The sequence below is a fragment of the Methylobacterium sp. Leaf89 genome, assembly GCF_001422215.1.
Classification (GTDB): Bacteria; Pseudomonadota; Alphaproteobacteria; order Rhizobiales; family Beijerinckiaceae; genus Methylobacterium.
The window spans coordinates 230,359-248,560 of sequence record NZ_LMML01000012.1 but is presented as its reverse complement, the minus strand read 5'-3'; the positions used below and the strand labels follow the sequence as shown (position 1 = coordinate 248,560).

The window sequence follows — 18,202 nt, the reverse complement described above, 5'->3', positions numbered from 1 at the left end:
GTCAGCTCCGCTCGCGGCCCAGGCGCTCCAGCACCTGCTTCAGCTCGCGCTCGCGGGTCGCCTGGGCCTCGACCCAGTCGCGGATCATCTGCTGCTCGGCCCGCATGTGCTGCACGAGCCCCTGGATGCCTTCCGCGAGATTCGTCATGGCCTGGGTGGCGACGCGCCCGTTGGCGCCCTCCGCCACCACGGCGGTCAGGCGGTCCACCGCCTCCTTCAGTTCGCGGGCGCTGGCGGGATCCTGTACCGGAAGTGGCGCGGGTTGCGCCTTCGTCGGGGCCGCGACCTCGACACGACCCTGCGGTATTTCGCCGGAGAGGAGCCAGTCCTCCAATTCGTTGTGGAAGCGCGCATGCGCCTGCCCGGCCTGCAGGTCGAGGAAGCCGATGATCAGCGAACTCGCGAGGCCGAACAGGGAGGCCGAGAAGGCGAGGCCGATGCCGGAGAGCGGAACCGCGAGGCCGTTCTTCAACTCGTCGAACATCGCCGCGGCCTCGCCGCCGCCCCGCATGGTCTTGATCACCGACCCGACCGCGCTCAGCGTGTCGATCAGGCCCCAGAACGTTCCGAGAAGGCCGAGCAGGATCAGGAGGCCCGAGACGTAGCGCAGAATTTCCCGGCCCTCGTCGAGGCGCGCAGCCGCCGTGTCGAGGAAGGCGCGGCTGGTCGACAGGGTGATCCCGTCGGGCCGGGCGGCGATGGCGGGGGCCAGGGGCGCCATCAGGGGCGGCGGCCGGCTCGGGCTCTCCCCCGCCGCCACGGCGTTCACGTAGCTCACCTCCCGATAGAGCCGCACCACCTGACCGAAGGCCAGCAGAACCGCGATGAGCAGGACCCCGAGGATGAGCCCGTTGAGGCCGGGATTGGCAAGGAAGGCCGGCGTGATCTGGCGGAACAGGACGAAGGCGAGGAAGCCGACCAGGATCAGGAAGACCAGCATCCGGACGAGGTAGATGCCCGGCTTGGCGATCGTCGCGGGTGCGGGGGGGGTCGCCATCGGCTCGGGCACACTCTCAACGCGGAACTGTCGGCCCGCGGGGAGCGAGCGGGGCGAACGCGCCGGCACATTGCAGGGTGGTTCGGCGCCGATCAAGTCGCGCGTGGTCTGGTTCCGTGGATGGGCGCTCCGTTGCGCCGGCTAATCCCACGCCCGCGGCCAGGTCTCCTCCAGATGGGGTCCGAGGCGCACCGCGGCCACGCTCTTGGCGAGGCCCGTCGCATCGTCGGTCTCCACCCCGATGCCGCAAAGCGTCCCCTCGCCCTGGGCCGCCTCCAGGCGGGTACCGGGCGTCTTCTGCAGGAACCGGCGCAGAGGCTCGTCCTTCTGCATGCCGAGGATCGAATCGTAGTCGCCGCACATGCCGGCATCCGAGAGATAGGCGGTGCCGCCGGGCAGGATCCTGTGATCCGAGGTCGGGGTGTGGGTGTGGGTGCCCACGACTAGGCTGGCCCGGCCGTCGAGGAAATGACCGAAGGCCTGTTTCTCGCTCGTGGCCTCGGCATGCACGTCGACGATGACGGCATCCGCCACGGCGCCCAAGGGACAGACGGAGAGCTCCCGCTCGGCCGAGGCGAAGGGATCGTCAAGGGCATCCATGTAGAGCCGGCCCATAACGTTCAGGATGAGCACGCGGGCGCCCTTGCGGGTCTCGACCACGGTTGCCCCGCGGCCCGGCGTGCCCGGCGGATAGTTGGCCGGACGGACCAAACGGGTTTGCCGCTGGATGAAGACGAGGGCCTCGCGCTGGTCGAAGGAATGGTTGCCGAGCGTCACCGCGTCGGCCCCCGCCTGGAGGAGCTCGTCGCAGATCGCTTCCGTCAGGCCGAATCCGCCGGCGGCGTTCTCGCCGTTGATAACCACGCAGTCGAGGCGCCAGCGCTCACGAAGGGCCGGCAGGCGGTCCGAGATGACGGTCCGGCCGGGGCGGCCCACCACGTCGCCAAGGAAGAGAATGCGCATCGCGGGACGTCAGGTCCGTATCAGCGGGACCGGCCCCGCTTCGGTGACGAGATGATCGAGGGGCTGGTCGTGCGGTTCCGCCGGTACGGTCTCCACGGCCTGGACCGAGAAGGCGATCCCGATGGTGAGCACGGGACCGTTCCGCGAAAGGCGCTCGATGGCTTGGTCGTAGTAGCCGCGTCCATAGCCGATGCGATGACCACGCCGGTCATAGGCCGCCAGCGGCACGAGGAGCGCGGTGGGATCGAGGGGCGGCAGATCGTCGTGCGGCTCGCTAAGCCCGAAGCGACCGGCGACGAGAGCCTCACCCTCGCGCCATTCCCGGAATACCAATCCGTTGGGCATAACCTTCGGCAGGGCGATGCGCTGGCCACGCGCGAACAGGAGGCGGGCGAGGGGGCGTGGATCGACTTCACTGCGGATGGGCCAGAAGGCCCCGACGATCTCGACCTTGGCGAGCGCCTCGATGGTCATGACCGTCTCGGCAATCCGCAGCGAACCGGTGCGGCGATCCTCCTCTCGGAGAGCGTCGCGGCGGGCCAGAGCCTCGTTGCGCAGGGCCGCCTTGCGGGCGGGAACGGATGTTTCGGAGGGAGAAAGATCTGAGTGCGGAGCCACGTGAGCCGTTGGAGTGTCGATCCCGGGAAACCTACAATGTAGGTGGGCGCCGTGTTGGCCAAGTCCAGGGACAAGGCCAGGGACAGCTCCCTGGGGAGTCGATAAGGCCCCGGGGAAAAGTTCTCCTGACGGACCCGGCAGCCCCGCCATTCCCGTGTAGCGTCGGCCTGCGGCCCGCGCCAGGGGGGGCGCTGGTTCGACTCGCAGAATTCATGGGCGAGATCGGCGCTGAGACGAGTCGCCGCCCAACATTCCGGCGCTCGAGATCGTTAGCCGGCCGAAATGACGTGCGCCAGGCGCTCGACCCGCTCGGCACAGCGCACGAGCTCCTCGGCAAGCCGCTCTTCCTCGGCCGCCCGGACCGCTTCGGCCGATTCCACTGTCTCCCTGAGAGCGGCGGCTTCCTGCTCCAGCGCGGCGAGACGTCCCTGTACCTCCTGCAATTCATCTGCCTGCATCAAGGCTGCCATCACGTGGAGGCGCATGTCGCCGATCTCGCCGAAGGTCCGGCGCATTTCGCTGATCCGTCCATCGAGCCCTTCCGCGAGGGCGGTCAGGTGCGCCTCCTCGCCGTCGGCACACGCCATCCGGTAATTCTTGCTGTCGATGGTGACGTTGATCTGGGGCATCGGGCGTCGGGTCACTGGAGCGTTGCGATTTCAAACTTAGCGGAGGGCGCGGGCCGGTGTTAGCACGCCCTCGACGGCGTCGATCGCTCGTCCGAGGCGATGGTCGACATCGGCCGAAGTCGCCTCGACCTCCGCAAGGCGCGCGCTGGCCGCATCGAGTTCGGCGGCGAGCCTCGCCCGGTCCTCGCCCATGATCGCGAGCTCGGTTTCCAGGTCGCTGGGGTCGCGCTCGGCCTCGAAACGTTGCGCGACCGCGCCCTCCAGCCGTGAGAGCACGGCTTCAAGACGCTGCAGCGCCAGATCGATGGTCTGGCTCACGGAGGAATGCCCTTCTCTTCTACCTGCTGCTGTCGGACGAAGTCGTTCGCGCCATGCCCGGACACCTGTACGGTATCCACCGGGAAACGGTTTTCCACCCCCTGCGCCGCGCCATGTAACCTTTGCCTCGATTTGTCACCATGTTAGAGACCGGCCGCTCGCAGACCGGCTATACGGCAGCACGCGACGCACTCAGGCGAGAGGGCAGGGACCTGTCAGCCACCCTGGGTTCGTCTTGCCGCGCGCTACCTCGGTCTTCGGCTGCGATCGCGCGCCCGAGCCTGCGCGGCAGTTCATCTGTCGTTCAATCGGGACTCGCACAGAGCGGGCGACGGATCGAGGCCTGCCGTTCGGGTGAGCCGCGACGATCAAATGGCTGGAGGGTGCTGCGTGGCCGGCGCCCGATTATGGGAAGGACTCACTCCGTGTCGGTGAAGGTTGCCATCAACGGGTTCGGACGCATCGGCCGCAACGTTCTGCGCGCTATCCATGAGGCCGGCCGCCAGGACATCGAGGTGGTGGCGATCAACGATCTCGGCCCCGTCGAGACCAATGCCCACCTGCTTCGCTTCGATTCGATTCACGGCCGGTTCACCGCCAAGGTCGAGGTCGACGGCGACTTCATCGTCGTCGACGGCAAGCGCATCAAGGTCACGGCCGTGCGCAACCCGGCCGAGCTGCCACACCGCGAGCTGGGCGTCGATATCGCCCTCGAGTGCACGGGCATCTTCACTTCAAAGGACAAGGCAAAGGCGCACCTCGATGCCGGAGCCAAGCGCGTTATCGTCTCGGCGCCCGCCGACGGCGCCGACCTGACCGTGGTCTACGGCGTCAACCACGACAAGCTGACCGCCGACCATCTCGTCATCTCGAATGCGTCCTGCACCACCAACTGTCTTGTCCCGGTGGCCAAGGTGCTCAATGATCTCGTCGGGATCGAGCGCGGCTTCATGACGACGATCCACTCCTATACGAACGACCAGCCGTCGCTGGATCAGATGCACAAGGACCTCTATCGGGCCCGGGCCGCGGCGCTCTCGATGATCCCGACCTCGACCGGCGCCGCGAAGGCTGTCGGCCTCGTGCTGCCGGAACTTAAGGGCAAGCTCGACGGCACCTCGATCCGCGTGCCGACCCCGAACGTCTCGGCCGTCGACCTCGTGTTCACCGCAAAGCGCCAGACCACGGTCGAAGAGATCAACACCGCGATCCGAGCCGCTGCGGACGGCCCGCTGATGGGCGTGCTGGCCTACACCGACCAGCCGAACGTCTCGATCGACTTCAATCACGATCCTCACTCGTCGACCTTCCACCTCGATCAGACCAAGGTCATGGACGGCACCTTCGTGCGCATCCTGTCCTGGTACGACAACGAATGGGGCTTCTCGAACCGGATGGCCGACACGGCCGTGGCCATGGGCAAGCTTCTCTGAGCCGCATCGCCGTATCCTGACGGATCGAACGTTCCCGAGGACGAAGCGAGACCAGCATGGTGTGCTTGACATGACAGAGACCTCCCCCTCCGAACGCGGCTTCATTCCAGGCACCTCAGCGCTCCCGCCCCCGGCGTCCGCGCCGGCGGCAACCCCGGCCGCTCCGACCACCGCACCCTCCGTGGTGGTCGGGAAGGCGGAGCCCTTGCCGTCGTTCGGCAGTACTCCGGGGAGCGATCAGCTCGCCCGGATCGAGGACAAGTGCTCACGGATCGAGGACAAGTACGCCCGCTCCGAGGCGTTGCTGTCGCGCGTGGAAGAGAAGGTCGAGGGCGCCGCCGGCCGCATGAACGAGGCGGCCCGCCAGAGCGATCTCTCCGCCCTGCGAAGCGAGGTCCGCGCCATCGCGGACCGCACACGCGGCCTGCCCGGCTCCGGCGCACTCGTGCTCACCGCCATCATCACCGCCGTTCTCACGGTCGCGCTGACCCTCGCGGCTCAGCGCTTCCACCTGGATGCGATGCTGCCCCCGCGCTGATCGCCCCGTCCCGCCTATCTAATGTCAAGGCCCCGATGACCGCTTTTCGCACCCTCGACGATGCCGGCCCGCTCCACGGCAAGCGCGTGCTCCTGCGCGTGGACCTGAACGTGCCGATGGAGGGTGGGCGTGTCACCGACGCCACCCGCATCGAGCGGATCGTGCCGACCATCAACGAGATCGCCGGCAAGGGCGGTCGCGTCGTGCTGCTGGCCCATTTCGGACGCCCGAAGGGCAAGCCCGTCGCCACAGAATCGCTGAAGCCCGTAGTCGAAACCTTGAGCCGAAAGCTCGGCCGTCCCGTCGCCTTCGCGGAGGATTGCGTGGGCTCGGCGGCGGCGGACGCTGTCGCGCGCCTGCAGGACGGGGACGTCGCCCTCCTCGAAAACACCCGCTTCCATGCCGGAGAGGAACAGAACGACCGGGCCTTCGCCGAGCAGATCGCTACCAATGGCGACCTCTACGTCAACGAGGCCTTCTCGGCCGCGCATCGCGCACACGCCTCCACTGAGGGCTTGGCCCACCTGCTGCCGGCCTATGCGGGTCGCCTGATGCAGGCGGAGCTCGACGCTCTGACCAAGGGGCTCGAAGCCCCGACCCGCCCGGTCATCGCCCTCGTCGGCGGTGCCAAGGTCTCCTCCAAGATCGACCTTCTCCAGAACCTCGTGGCGAAAGTCGACATGCTCGTTATCGGCGGCGGTATGGCCAACACCTTCTTGCACGCGCAGGGTAAGGCAGTCGGCAAGTCGCTTTGCGAGAAGGACCTCGCCGACACCGCCCTGCGCATCGTCGAGGCGGCCAAGGCGGCCAAGTGCCGGATCATCCTGCCGGTCGACGCGGTCTCGGCCTCCGAGTTCAAGGCCAACGCTGCGCACGAGACGATCCCGGTCGACGCCGTGCCGGAGACCGGCATGATCCTCGATGCCGGTCCCGCCTCAGTGGCTGAGATCAACGCGGCCATCGACGAGGCTGCCACCCTGGTCTGGAACGGCCCGCTGGGGGCCTTCGAGCTGACCCCGTTCGATGCCGCCACCGTAGCGACCGCCCGGCACGCGGCCGAGCGGACCCAGGCCGGCAAACTCGTCTCGGTGGCCGGCGGCGGCGACACGGTCGCGGCGCTCAACCATGCGGGCGTGGGCGAGACCTTCTCCTACGTTTCTACCGCGGGCGGCGCCTTCCTCGAGTGGCTCGAGGGCAAGGAACTGCCCGGCGTCGAGGCCCTGCGGGCCAAGGGCTGATCGCATCCGCGACGCGGTCTTTTGCGGGATGTCAGTCTCCGTCACGCAACGCGGCGTCCCCGGAATGCTGTCCTGCGAGAGTTGCAACGGATCCGCAAAGGTCCGAAATGACGAACGAATTCGGAAGGCTCGCGTTTTCTGGCGCGACGATTGGCGGATCGCCTCGGCGGCGATCGTATCTGAGGAGAAACCCATGGCCCGCATCACCCTGAGGCAACTCCTGGACCATGCCGCCGAGCATGAATACGGCGTGCCGGCGTTTAATCTCAACAACATGGAGCAGGGCCTCGCCATCATGGCGGCGGCGGATGCGACCGACTCCCCGGTAATCCTGCAGGCGAGCAAGGGCGCGCGCGCCTATGCCAACGACATCGTGTTGGCCAAGCTTATCGACGGCCTCGTGGAGATCTATCCCCATATCCCCGTCTGCATGCACCTCGACCACGGCAGTGACGAGGCCACCTGCGCCACGGCGATCCAGTACGGCTTCACCTCGGTCATGATGGACGGGTCGCTGAAGGCCGACGGCAAGACCCCGGCCGACTACAACTACAATGTCGAGATCACTCGCAACGTCACCAAGATGGCCCACTGGGCCGGCGTCTCGGTCGAGGGCGAGCTCGGCGTGCTCGGCTCCCTGGAAAGCGGCCAGGGCGAGGCCGAGGACGGCCACGGCGCCGAGGGCGTGCTCAGCCACGACCAACTCCTCACCGATCCCGACGAGGCCGTGAAGTTCGTGGAGGCCACCAAAGTCGACGCGCTCGCGGTCGCCATGGGCACCTCGCACGGCGCCTACAAGTTTACCCGCAAGCCCGACGGCGACGTCCTGGCGATGAACGTCATCGAGGAGATCCACCGCCGCCTGCCCACGACCCACCTCGTGATGCATGGATCCTCATCGGTGCCGCAGGACCTTCAGGACATCATCAACCAGTATGGCGGCGAGATGAAGCCGACCTGGGGCGTGCCGGTCGAGGAGATCCAGCGCGGCATCAAGCATGGCGTTCGCAAGATCAACATCGACACGGACAACCGGATGGCGATGACGGGCCAGATTCGGAAGATTCTGGCCGAGAACAAGGCAGAGTTCGATCCGCGTAAGTACTTGAAGCCTGCCATGGAGGCGATGACCAAACTGTGCAGGCAGCGCTTCGAGGAGTTCGGTACCGCCGGCCAGGGTTCCAAGATTCGCCCGGTTTCCGTGGCCACCATGGCCAAGCGTTATGCCAACGGCTCCCTCGATCCGAAGATCGGCGCATTGAGCTGAGGCGCCGGAAGGACCCTGTATGTCGGAACCCCGCACCCGCCTCGCCCTGCTCAGCCCCCACCGGGTCGAGGCCGGTGATGCCGACGCGCTCGGCGCGGCGATCACGGCCGCCTGTGCGGCCGGCGACGTCGCGGCCGTCATCCTGAGACTGGCCCCGGTCGACGAGCGCAGCCTGGTCAATCTGGTCAAGCGCCTGGCCCCGGCCGCGCACGAGGCCGGCGCGGCCGTGGTCGTCGCCTGCGCGCATTTCGACGGCGACCTCGTCAGCGTCTCCGCCCGCGGCGGTGCCGATGGTGTTCATCTCGACAAGGCTCGGGATGGCGACCTGCGCGACCTGCGCGAGCGCTTGGCCGACGGACGAATCCTGGGGGCCGGCGGTCACGAGCAGAAGCACGCCGCGATGGAGGCCGGCGAGGCCGGCGTCGACTACGTCATGTTCGGTGGCCTCTACCCGGATGGGATGTCTCCCGACTCCGAGACGGTCCTAGATCGCGCCGGTTGGTGGACCGAGATCTTTGAGACGCCCTGCATCGCCGTTGCAGACGCTGTCGACCAGATCGGTCCACTTCTGGCGACCGGCGTGGAGTTCCTCGGCCTGGAGAGTGGCCTCTGGATCGGCGAGCACGCCGACGTAGCCGGAATCCAAGCGCGGGTTGCCGCCGCCGGGGAGACGGCCGCGTGAGGGTGGCGTTCAGCCTGTTGGCTCTGATGCTCGGCCTGTCCGAGGTCCGGGCCGCGTCGTCTCTGTCGCCGGAAGCGGCCAAGCCTGCGACACGCGAGGTCTTTTCCGCCCCGCTAAAGGAATTGCCGACTCCCTATTCGCCCAATGCCATGCGGGCGGTCCCCTTCACGGCGAAGCCCAGCGACAAGGCAGCCGATACAGCCTTTGGCGCCTACCAGCGCGGGCAATACACCACCGCGTTTCGTGAGGCGACGAAGCGGATCGCGGCTGACCCGAAGGATGCGGCGGCGATGACGCTGCTGGGTGAGCTTTACAATCAGGGCCTCGGCATCAAGCAGGATCCGGTCAAGGCGGCTGAGTGGTACCGACTCGCGGCGGCCCAGGGCGACGTGCACGCAATGGCGTCGCTGGGCCTGATGTCGATCGACGGGCGGGGCGGCGCCAAGGACATGAAGGCCGGCCGACAATGGCTCGAGAAGGCCGCCGGGAACGGTGACACGACGGCAGCCTACAATCTCGCCTTGATTCTCCTCGGGACGGGCTCCGAGCCGGATCAGGCCCGGGCCGCCACCCTGTTCCGCAAGGCGGCGGACGGGGAGATCGGCGCGGCCCAGCACGATCTCGGCGTCCTCTACCTACAGGGGCGCGGTGTGCAGAAGGATCCGACCCAGGCCGCCGAATGGTTTCGGCGTGCGGCGGATAACGGTGATCTGGCCGGCGAGGTCGAATTCGCCATCCTTCTCTTCAACGGGACGGGCCTCCCGAAGGACGAGACCCGTGCGGCGCGCTACTTCCAGCATGCCGCTGCCCGCGGCAATGCCATCGCGCAGAACCGGATCGCGCGGCTGTTCGTGGTCGGGCGCGGCGTTCAGAAGAATCTGGTCGAGGCGGCAGCCTGGAATCTCGCGGCATCCGCACAGGGTTTGTCCGACGGCTGGCTCGACGAGAACCTAAAGGGCCTGGAGCCAGCCGAGCGACAACGCGCTGAAGCGCTGGCCGCGGATCGCGCGAAGGTCAATTAGCTGCGTCCCGTGGGGCAGACCCGCTTTCGATAGGGGTGAGCCGGCGCGCAAACGTGCTATGGCCGCGCCGAATGTTAAGTGAATCGACGTTCTTTGAATCGGCCTGGACCTGAAGATCGATGATCAGCTCACCTCTCATGACCGTCATGGTCGACGCCGTGCGCAAGGCGGCCCGCGGTCTCAAGCGCGACTACGGCGAGATCGAAAATTTACAGGTCTCTCGCAAAGGCCCCGGAAACTTCGTCTCAGCCGCCGACCGCAAGGCCGAGGAAGTCTTGAAGGATGCCCTGATGAAGGCACGTCCGGGCTACGGGCTCATCTTGGAAGAATCCGGCAACGTTGAGGGCGCAGACAAGAGCCACACTTGGCACGTCGACCCCCTCGACGGGACTACGAACTTTCTTCATGGCATCCCGCACTTCGCGATTTCCGTCGGGCTGGAGCGTGAGGGACAGATCGTGGCCGGCGTGATCTACGATCCGGCCAAGGATGAGCTGTTCGTGGCCGAGCGCGGCAAGGGTGCCTATCTCAACAACCGTCGCCTGCGCGTCTCCGGGCGCACCGACATGGCCGATGCCCTGGTCGCCTACGGATCACCCTATCTCGGCCGCGGCGATCATCCGAAGCTCCTGCGGGAAGTCGCCGCCGTGATGGCCGTGACCGGGGGCGCCCGCCGCTTTGGCTCCGCCGCCCTGGATCTCGCCTACGTCGCCTGCGGCCGCTCGGACCTGTACTGGGAGCGCGATCTGCAAACCTGGGATATCGCCGCGGGGATCATTCTGGTGCGCGAGGCCGGTGGCTTCGTCACCAGCGCCGATGGGGGTGCCGAGCCCCTGGCAGCCCGCTCGGTCGCCTGCGGCAATGAGATTCTGCACGGTGAGCTCGTGAAGCTCCTGCGCCGCGCCAACGCCTAGGGGCGCCCTCGCGCGCTTCCTCGCCTCCACTCTCCTCGACAAGGGCTCCCCATGGAAACCCGCCGCCACATCGCGTTGAAGGACTCGATCCGGTCCATCCCGGATTACCCGAAGCCCGGCATCGTGTTTCGCGACATCACCACGCTTCTCAGCGACCCGCGCGCGTTCCGCCGGGCGGTTGACGCGCTGGTACATCCGTACGCGGGGGGACGCATCGATCAGGTGGCAGGCATTGAGGCGCGTGGATTCATCCTAGGAGGCGCGGTGGCACACCAGCTCTCGTCCGGCTTCGTTCCAATCCGCAAGAAGGGCAAGCTTCCGCACACGACGGTATCGATCGCCTACGCCCTAGAGTACGGCACGGACGAGATGGAAATCCACGTTGATGCCATCAAGCCGGGCGACCGGGTGCTTCTGGTGGATGACCTGATCGCCACCGGGGGGACGGCCTGTGCCGCGGTGAACCTGCTGCGTCGGATCGGCGCCGAAGTGGTGGCAGCTTGCTTCGTCATCGATCTGCCGGAAATCGGCGGCGCGCAGAAGCTGCGCGACCTCGATGTACCGGTCCGGACCTTGATGGAATTCGACGGCCACTGACCTTCGCCCCTTCGGGGACACGCGCGGGGCAGGTGGGTGAGGGTACGGGACCTATCCTGACCCCTCACCCACCTCGACCCAGCGTCAGCCGTTGGCGGGCAGCCTCTCTCCGGAGAAGAAAAAGGCGCGCGGAGGCTACGCCGCTGCCAAGCTCGTGAACAGGCCGCGCCCGTCACTCCCGCCGACGAGATCCTCTACGAAATTCTCCGGGTGCGGCATCAGGCCGAGCACGTTGAGTTTCTCGGAGTAGATGCCCGCGATGGAATTCAGCGAGCCGTTGCGATTGGCGTCCACGGTGAGGTTGCCAGCCGCGTCCGAGTAGCGGAACGCCACCCGGCCATCACCTTCGAGACGCGCAATGGTATCCGGGTCTGCGAAGTAATTGCCCTCGCCGTGAGCCACGCAGACGTCGATGACCTGATTCTCGGCATAGGCCGAGGTGAAACGGGTGTCGGCACGCTCCACCCGGAGCAGCTGGCGATGGCAGATAAAGCGCCGGTCCACGTTCCGCATCAGGACGCCCGGCAGAAGGCCGGACTCGCACAGGATCTGGAAGCCGTTGCAGATGCCGAGCACCAAGCCGCCCCGCGCGGCGTGCGCACGGACGGCATCCATCGCGGCTGCGCGGCCGGCGATGGCGCCGCAGCGTAGGTAATCGCCGTACGAAAATCCCCCCGGCAGCACGGCCAGATCGGTGCCGGCCGGTAGCGCGGTATCCGCGTGCCAAACCTTCACGACCTCCGCACCCGATTGGGTCAAGGCTCGGGCCACGTCCGCATCGCGGTTGGAGCCTGGAAAAACGATGATGGCAGCGCGCATCAGGCGATCTCGATGGCGTAGTTCTCGACGACCGTGTTCGCAAGCAGCTTCTCGCAGGCGCTCTTCAGCGTCGCCTCTGCAGCCGCGCGGTCCTCTCCCACGATCTCGACGTCGAAAACCTTCCCCTGGCGGACGCTGTCGATACCGGACAGGCCGAACGACGTCAGGGCTGCCTCAATCGCCTTGCCCTGCGGGTCCAGCACGCCGGTCTTCAGGGTGACGATGATGCGTGCTTTCATGGGTTCGAACTCGTCTGGTGTCGGGGCACCCTGCCGATAATCGGGAAATGCCAGGCAAGCAACGCGAAACGGCCCAAGAGCGGCCGCGCATAAACGTCGAAGCTGTGTGTTCCGATCAGCGTGTGGTGGGATCTGGCCCCCGCAGAGGCTCAATGCTCGTCGCGCGCCGCCAGAGTTGCAGCATCACCCAAGCTGCGAAGAGGCTGAACAGCGCCATCAGCACATGCCCCACCGTGTCGCCGAGGTCGAAGAGGCCGGCGAGAGCCCAGCCCGCCGCGATGGCGACGGCGAACACCTCTGTGCCGACGAGAACCATCATGCTCAGGATGGTGATGAGATTGCGCGTGTTCACTGAAGCGTCGCCCCGTTACCGGCTTCACGCGCGGGAGACCCGGCGCAAACATGATCGAGGGCGACGTAGCGCGAACCGGACGGGTCGCGCAATGTCGCCCTCGTTTCGACCCCGACCTTCAGCGTGGGGCGCGCTTGGCCAGGATACGCTGAAGCGTCCGGCGGTGCATGTTCAGGCGACGCGCCGTCTCGGAAACGTTTCGTCCGCACAGTTCGTAGACACGCTGGATGTGCTCCCAGCGCACCCGGTCCGCTGACATCGGGTTCTCCGGCGGGTCAGCCCGCTCGCCCGGCTGCGCCATCAGCGTCCCATGGATCTCGTCGGCGTCGGCTGGTTTGGCTAGATAGTCGAACGCACCGAGTTTCACGGCCGTGACCGCCGTCGCGATATTGCCGTAGCCGGTGAGAATAACCCCCCGTGCGTCCGGGCGGCGCTCCTTCAGGCGAGCGATCACGTCGAGCCCATTGCCGTCGCCGAGTCGCATGTCGATGACCGCGAAGGCCGGCGGACGGACGTCGACCATCGAGACGCCTTCGGCGACGCTTTCGGCAACTTGCACCTCGTAGCCGCGCATCTCCATGGCACGGGCCAGCCGGGTCGAGAACGGCTTATCGTCATCGACGATCAGCAGAGTGCGATCCTGGAAAGCGGCCAGGGGGTCATTGTCGGCGAGCTGAGCGATCTCAGCACTCGGCGCCGTGGTTCCAGTCTGCGTCAGCATCCGACGCTCCTCCGTAGTTCACGAACCATCTTCAATAGGGTTCTGCTGTGATCCTCATATAGGTGTCGCACCCGTTTCCGTCAGGGGTTGCCCACTACTCAATTGCGCATGATCGACCGTCGAGGCGCCTCGCTCAAAGATGTGACGCGCCCAGCTGACACGAACCACGGCGCCGGTCGCCTCATGTTGCGAGACGTTCGACAACGTCAGCTGCGCGCCGGAACGTTCGATCAGGGTCTTGGCGATGAAAAGTCCGAGGCCTAGACCGGCGCCGGTGCTGTCCGGGCTGCGGGAGCGATCCGGGCTCCGAGTCGTCACGTAGGGCTCGCCGGCCCGGAGCAGGACCTCGCTCGAGAAACCGGGTCCGTCGTCCCGGATCTCCAGCCAAACCCGCTCGAGGGTCCAGCGCGCCTCGATGATGACCCGCTCGGTGGCAAAGTCGACTGCGTTATCCACGATGTTGGCCAAGCCGAACATCACGCCCGGATTGCGCCGGCAAACCGGCTCCGGACCCTCTCCCTGGTTGGAGACGTCGAGGATGATGCCCATGGCACGCTGCGGCTCGACGAGCTCCTCCACGAGGTGGCTGAGACTGACCGTCTGCAGGAAGCCGGCCTCGTCGCTGTCGAGCGACGTCAGCTTCGAGAGGATACCACGGCAGCGATCGACCTGGTCGCGCAGGAGCGCAAGGTCCTCCCGCACCGAAGGGCTGGCGGTCGTCGCCAATTGACGGGTCAACTCCTTGGTGACCACCATGATGGTGCCGAGCGGCGTACCGAGTTCGTGAGCGGCTGCGGCCGCGAGCCCGTCGAGCTGTGACAGGTGCTGTTCGCGGGCCAGCACCAGTTCCGTGGCGGCCAAGGCCTGCGCCAGTTGGCGCGTCTCCTCCGCGACCTTCCAGGCATAGACGCCCGTGAAGGCGGTTCCGAGCAGGATCGCGGTCCAAATGCCCGAGATGTACAGGAAAGGCAGTTCCAACCGCCCGTCGGCAAACCAGGGCAGGGGGCGGTGCACGAGGGCGAGCAGGGTCGCGAGGCCGATCGCCAAGAGACCGAGCGCCAGGGTCCGTTCGGGCGGCAGGGCGGTTGCCGAGATCAGCACAGGCGCGAGGAACAGCAGCGAGAACGGGTTCTGCAGTCCGCCGGTCAGAAACAGCAGGGCGGCGAGCTGGATGATGTCGAAGGCGAGCAGCAGGGCCGCGGAATCGTCGCTCAAGCGGTAGCTCGCGGGAAAGCGGATGCGAAGCGCGAGGTTCAGCCAGGACGATGTGGCGATGACGAGGAAGCACCAGCCGAAGGGCAACGGCAGGCCCAATCCGAATTGCGCCCCGACCACCGCCGCACTTTGCCCGGTGATCGCGAGCCATCGCAGGCGCACGAAGGTGTCGAGACGCAGATGCCGTGCGTCGCGGACGAAGCCGTTGGTGCTCATGTCGATCATGTCAGGGGAACGATAGGGCCCGGCTGTCTCGCGTCTATCCCTCCGGGTTCGGACATGCGCTCTTGTCGACATCGCTTTTGCGCTAAACCGAGGGGAGCGAATCCGCAGAGGTCGATGTGGAGCGCCGAGCCGACGGCGCATTTCTCAGGCAGCTCGGGGAAGCGACGCCCGTGAAATGGGGAATGGTCCGTGAACTTGTCCTACCTCTGGTACGAGGCCGCCCGACTGATGACGACGCCGGCGCGACTTGTCGTCGACGTCGCCAGGCACGGCCTGCAGAACCCCGCCAATCCGCTCGCCTACTCGCCCTATGCCCGCTCGTTGGCGGCCGCCTGCGAGATGTTCGAGCGGGTCACGCGGCGCTACGGCAAGCCGTCCTTCGGCTTCACCAGCGTCACCGTCGACGGAACGAGCGTCCCGGTCAGCGAGCGAAGGGTGTGGGAGCGTCCCTTCTGCCGGGTGATCACCTTCGATCGAAGCTTCTTACGCGGCCCCACGGCGCCACAGCCGAAGCTTCTGATCGTCGCGCCGATGTCGGGCCACTACGCCACGCTCCTGCGCGGCACCGTGGAGGCCATGCTACCCGACCATCAGGTCTTCGTCACCGATTGGGCCGATGCGCGCATGGTGCCGATCGGAGCCGGGCGGTTCGATCTGGATTCCTACATCGACTACCTCATCGACATGTTTCGCGACCTCGGACCGGAGCTTCACGTCATGGCCGTGTGTCAGCCGGCCGTGCCGGTCCTGGCGGCGGTCGCCGTGATGGAGGCGCAGGGCTACGCACCGGTGACGCGCTCGATCACGCTGATGGGTGGTCCCATCGACACGCGGCGTTCACCGACCGCCGTGAACTGTGTGGCTCAGGAGCGCGGGACAGCCTGGTTCGAGCGCAACTGCATCACCACCGTGCCCGCCGGCTATCCCGGCGTCTGGCGCAGCGTCTATCCGGGCTTCTTCCAGCTCTCCGGATTCATGGCGATGAATCTCGACCGTCACGTTAACGCCCACGCCGAGATGTTCGACCACCTCGTGACGGGGGATGGCGATTCGGCTGAGAAGCACCGCGAGTTCTACGACGAGTATCTCGCCGTGATGGATCTGACGGCCGAGTTCTACCTGCAGACGGTGAAGACGGTCTTCGTCGATCACGCCCTTCCGAGGGGATCGATGATCCATCGTGGCGCCCGCGTCGACCTCGGCGCGATCCGTAGCTGTGCCATTCTCGCCATTGAGGGCGAGAACGACGACATCTCCGGCGTCGGCCAGACCCAAGCTGCCCTGGACCTCACGCCGAACCTTCCTCCGCAGCGAAAAGCCTATCATCTTCAGCAAGCTGTCGGACATTACGGGGTGTTCAACGGGTCGCGCTACCGCACCATCATCGCGCCCCGTATCGCCGCCTTCATTCGCCAGATGGGGGATTCCGAGGGGGGAGGAGTGGCAATCAGCCATCGGCCGGAACCCGACCTGTCGGGGGCGCCTGCCTGAGGATGGGGGCGCTCGGGTCGATGGCGAAGGGGCGCGACAGCGGCTAAGCTGGCGAGATGCGATTGGCGTTGCTGCGCGGGGCGGACCCGGATCACCTCGACATCCTGCACGAGGGCGAGACCCTCCGCGTCCTGCTGCGTCGCCGGCCGACAGCACGTCGTCTGACCCTGCGCGTCTCGAGTGCTACCGGCGAAGTGGTCATGACGCTTCCGACGCGCACCTCGGTCGGTGTCGCCCGAACCTTTGCCATCAGCCACGGGGGATGGATCGCGGCTCGGCTGGCGCGCATGCCCGAGCGGGTGCTGTTCGCGGCGGACGCTGTTCTGCCGATCCGAGGCGTGCCGCACAGGGTCCTGCATCGCGACCGTCGAAGCGGGCTCACCCGGCTCGAGACGCTTGCCGAGGAGCCCGTCCTCTCGGTTGCCTGCGACGCGCCGCACATCGCGCGAAGAGTCACCGATTTCCTGCAGCGGGAAGCCCGGCGTGATCTGACCGAGGCGGTGGCGCGCTACACCGAGAAGCTGGGGCAGGGGCCGACGCGCATCACCTTACGCGACACGCGAAGCCGCTGGGGCTCCTGCACGGTGCGTGGCGAGCTGAACTTCTCCTGGCGGCTGATCTTTGCGCCACCGATGGTGCTCGATTATCTGGTGGCGCACGAGATGGGGCATCTCCGCGAGATGAACCACTCGGCACGATTCTGGACCCTGGTGGGGTCGCTCTGCCCGCATGTGGACGAAGCCGAGCGCTGGCTGAAGCGCAACGGCGCCACCCTGCACCGCTACGGCTGAGGTCGGCTCAACCGCGGACGCGGAGTGCTCGGCCGCGTACGACTTGCTCGGCCGGCCAGGTCGGGCGGGGATCGACATCGCCCGGGTTCAGGGTGCGCGGCGCGACGCTGTCGCAGACTTCCCGCTGGCGCAGGATCACCGGCTGGCCGAACTCGTCCCGACGGCGGATGATGCCGCCGTCGCGGCAGAAGCCCGCGATCTCGGCCGAGCTTCCGCCGCGCCGGCCGCCGGGCGTGCGTGCCACCGGGCGATGCTCGATCACGAGGGGACCATCCCGGTTGAGGGAGCGCTCGACATAGGTCGTCTCGCCCACGGGGAGCGGCTCCGCGAGGGCCGGACCGGCGAGGGCGAGGGTGGCGAGGAGGAGGGGGGCGCGCAGTCGCATGGATCTGTCCGTTGTCGGGCAAGCGTGGCTGTCAGCACTAGAGGCTGTACGCGCGGCGCGATAGTCGGTTCCCGCAGGCCGGCCTTCGCTTGACATTCGATGGCCCAGCATGGTCGGAACACCCGTGTTTTCCGTTAACGGTTCGCGGGGCGGCGGGCCATGCGAAAGGGTCGACGCGTGGGGTTTCGAGGAATGGTGCAGCTTGCACGCGGCCTGGTCGCCCGGGGCGTCGCGGTGGGCCTGCTCGGTGCAGGGATCCTGCTCGCCGGCTTCGGGCCCGAGGGCGCAGCCGCCCAGGGGATGGTTCGCAACACGTTCGGCGATTGGCAACTACGGTGCGAGACCCCGGCGGGCGCCAAGGCCGAGCAATGCGCCCTGGTGCAATACCTGGCCGCCGAGGACCGGCCGAACCTCACGCTGGTCGTCATCGTCCTGAAGACGGCCGACAACCGTGGCTATCTCCTGCGGGTGGTCGCGCCGCTCGGTGTCCTGCTGCCGTCCGGCCTCGGCCTGAAGATCGACAAGACCGATGTGGGCCGCGCCGGCTTCGTGCGGTGTCTGACGACGGGCTGTGTCGCCGAGGTCGTGATGGATGACGGCTTGATCAAGCAGTTCAGCGGGGGGGCGCAGGCCACCTTCATCGTGTTCCAGACGCCGGAGGAGGGCGTCGGCATTCCTTTGTCGATGAAGGGATTCGCCCAGGGCTTCGATAGCCTCAAGTGATGGGCTTCGCGGCGTGCGGGTGAGA

The 18,202-nt window shown here is 67.0% G+C and carries 22 protein-coding genes and 1 other RNA gene; 11 read left to right on the top strand and 12 right to left on the bottom strand.

The window, feature by feature from the left end; translation table 11 throughout:
* Window position 1: 1 nt before the first annotated feature.
* The 6 genes from ASF18_RS07395 to ASF18_RS07375 all read right to left on the bottom strand — a co-directional run bounded on the left by ASF18_RS07395 (window position 2) and on the right by ASF18_RS07375 (window position 3,525).
* On the bottom strand, window positions 2-997 hold the full coding sequence (locus ASF18_RS07395) for a MotA/TolQ/ExbB proton channel family protein (protein WP_056350511.1): 996 nt from the start codon (window positions 995-997) through the stop codon (window positions 2-4).
* 141 nt (window positions 998-1,138) lie between these two features.
* Window positions 1,139-1,960, bottom strand: coding sequence for a TIGR00282 family metallophosphoesterase (locus tag ASF18_RS07390; protein WP_056350509.1), 822 nt, complete (start codon window positions 1,958-1,960; stop codon window positions 1,139-1,141).
* A 9-nt stretch (window positions 1,961-1,969) separates the two neighbouring features.
* Window positions 1,970-2,578 (bottom strand): 5-formyltetrahydrofolate cyclo-ligase, encoded by a 609-nt coding sequence (locus ASF18_RS07385; protein WP_056350507.1) that lies wholly within the window; start codon window positions 2,576-2,578, stop codon window positions 1,970-1,972.
* Window positions 2,568-2,725: non-coding RNA, 6S RNA (ssrS, locus tag ASF18_RS22850), on the bottom strand. Before ssrS ends, ASF18_RS07385 begins: the two co-directional genes overlap by 11 nt.
* Window positions 2,726-2,847: 122 nt before the next feature.
* Window positions 2,848-3,207 carry a cell division protein ZapA gene (zapA, locus tag ASF18_RS07380; protein ID WP_056216876.1) on the bottom strand — a complete coding sequence of 120 codons (360 nt, stop codon included), beginning with the start codon at window positions 3,205-3,207 and terminating at the stop codon, window positions 2,848-2,850.
* 36 nt (window positions 3,208-3,243) lie between these two features.
* Window positions 3,244-3,525, bottom strand: coding sequence for a DUF4164 domain-containing protein (locus ASF18_RS07375; RefSeq protein ID WP_056350505.1), 282 nt, complete (start codon window positions 3,523-3,525; stop codon window positions 3,244-3,246).
* 425 nt (window positions 3,526-3,950) lie between these two features.
* On the opposite strand from ASF18_RS07375, the gene gap reads away from it, so the two are divergent.
* From gap to ASF18_RS07335, 8 genes are all read left to right on the top strand, one after another.
* Window positions 3,951-4,958 (top strand): type I glyceraldehyde-3-phosphate dehydrogenase, encoded by a 1,008-nt coding sequence (gap, locus tag ASF18_RS07370; RefSeq protein WP_056350502.1) that lies wholly within the window; start codon window positions 3,951-3,953, stop codon window positions 4,956-4,958.
* A gap of 70 nt (window positions 4,959-5,028) precedes the next feature.
* Window positions 5,029-5,496 (top strand): hypothetical protein, encoded by a 468-nt coding sequence (locus ASF18_RS07365; protein WP_056350500.1) that lies wholly within the window; start codon window positions 5,029-5,031, stop codon window positions 5,494-5,496.
* 35 nt (window positions 5,497-5,531) lie between these two features.
* The gene (locus tag ASF18_RS07360) at window positions 5,532-6,734 is read left to right on the top strand and encodes a phosphoglycerate kinase (RefSeq protein WP_056350498.1); all 1,203 of its coding nucleotides are present in this window, start codon (window positions 5,532-5,534) and stop codon (window positions 6,732-6,734) included.
* A 193-nt stretch (window positions 6,735-6,927) separates the two neighbouring features.
* Entirely contained in the window at window positions 6,928-8,001 is a 1,074-nt protein-coding gene (gene fba, locus ASF18_RS07355) for a class II fructose-bisphosphate aldolase (RefSeq protein ID WP_056216895.1), read from the top strand.
* Between the two features lie 19 nt (window positions 8,002-8,020).
* Entirely contained in the window at window positions 8,021-8,683 is a 663-nt protein-coding gene (locus ASF18_RS07350) for a thiamine phosphate synthase (protein WP_056350495.1), read from the top strand.
* The gene (locus ASF18_RS07345) at window positions 8,680-9,705 is read left to right on the top strand and encodes a tetratricopeptide repeat protein (protein WP_244472606.1); all 1,026 of its coding nucleotides are present in this window, start codon (window positions 8,680-8,682) and stop codon (window positions 9,703-9,705) included. Before ASF18_RS07350 ends, ASF18_RS07345 begins: the two co-directional genes overlap by 4 nt.
* A gap of 119 nt (window positions 9,706-9,824) precedes the next feature.
* On the top strand, window positions 9,825-10,619 hold the full coding sequence (locus ASF18_RS07340; protein WP_055955245.1) for an inositol monophosphatase family protein: 795 nt from the start codon (window positions 9,825-9,827) through the stop codon (window positions 10,617-10,619).
* 51 nt (window positions 10,620-10,670) lie between these two features.
* Window positions 10,671-11,216 (top strand): adenine phosphoribosyltransferase, encoded by a 546-nt coding sequence (locus ASF18_RS07335; RefSeq protein ID WP_056216903.1) that lies wholly within the window; start codon window positions 10,671-10,673, stop codon window positions 11,214-11,216.
* A gap of 135 nt (window positions 11,217-11,351) precedes the next feature.
* Here ASF18_RS07335 and purQ read toward each other — a convergent pair whose 3' ends face one another.
* The 5 genes from purQ to ASF18_RS07310 form a co-directional block, all read right to left on the bottom strand.
* Window positions 11,352-12,035: a phosphoribosylformylglycinamidine synthase subunit PurQ gene (gene purQ / locus ASF18_RS07330; protein WP_056350493.1), complete on the bottom strand. Its 684-nt coding sequence runs from the start codon at window positions 12,033-12,035 to the stop codon at window positions 11,352-11,354.
* Window positions 12,035-12,274 carry a phosphoribosylformylglycinamidine synthase subunit PurS gene (gene purS / locus ASF18_RS07325; protein ID WP_056269849.1) on the bottom strand — a complete coding sequence of 80 codons (240 nt, stop codon included), beginning with the start codon at window positions 12,272-12,274 and terminating at the stop codon, window positions 12,035-12,037. The genes purQ and purS overlap by 1 nt, the downstream gene beginning before the upstream one ends.
* Window positions 12,275-12,389: 115 nt before the next feature.
* Entirely contained in the window at window positions 12,390-12,626 is a 237-nt protein-coding gene (locus tag ASF18_RS07320) for a hypothetical protein (RefSeq protein WP_056216916.1), read from the bottom strand.
* Between the two features lie 118 nt (window positions 12,627-12,744).
* Window positions 12,745-13,347, bottom strand: a complete 603-nt coding sequence (locus ASF18_RS07315) for an ActR/PrrA/RegA family redox response regulator transcription factor (protein WP_056216919.1) — start codon at window positions 13,345-13,347, stop codon at window positions 12,745-12,747.
* A gap of 54 nt (window positions 13,348-13,401) precedes the next feature.
* Window positions 13,402-14,787, bottom strand: coding sequence for an ActS/PrrB/RegB family redox-sensitive histidine kinase (locus ASF18_RS07310; RefSeq protein WP_056269847.1), 1,386 nt, complete (start codon window positions 14,785-14,787; stop codon window positions 13,402-13,404).
* Window positions 14,788-14,976: 189 nt separating this feature from the next.
* Here ASF18_RS07310 and phaZ point away from each other — a divergent pair, with 189 nt between their 5' ends.
* Together phaZ and ASF18_RS07300 are read left to right on the top strand one after the other, a co-directional pair.
* Window positions 14,977-16,278: a polyhydroxyalkanoate depolymerase gene (phaZ, locus tag ASF18_RS07305; RefSeq protein ID WP_056350491.1), complete on the top strand. Its 1,302-nt coding sequence runs from the start codon at window positions 14,977-14,979 to the stop codon at window positions 16,276-16,278.
* Between the two features lie 56 nt (window positions 16,279-16,334).
* On the top strand, window positions 16,335-17,069 hold the full coding sequence (locus ASF18_RS07300) for a SprT family zinc-dependent metalloprotease (RefSeq protein ID WP_056216930.1): 735 nt from the start codon (window positions 16,335-16,337) through the stop codon (window positions 17,067-17,069).
* A gap of 7 nt (window positions 17,070-17,076) precedes the next feature.
* Here ASF18_RS07300 and ASF18_RS07295 read toward each other — a convergent pair whose 3' ends face one another.
* Window positions 17,077-17,454, bottom strand: coding sequence for a hypothetical protein (locus ASF18_RS07295; protein WP_056350489.1), 378 nt, complete (start codon window positions 17,452-17,454; stop codon window positions 17,077-17,079).
* A gap of 192 nt (window positions 17,455-17,646) precedes the next feature.
* Here ASF18_RS07295 and ASF18_RS07290 point away from each other — a divergent pair, with 192 nt between their 5' ends.
* Window positions 17,647-18,177: an invasion associated locus B family protein gene (locus ASF18_RS07290; protein WP_108039224.1), complete on the top strand. Its 531-nt coding sequence runs from the start codon at window positions 17,647-17,649 to the stop codon at window positions 18,175-18,177.
* Window positions 18,178-18,202: the final 25 nt, after the last annotated feature.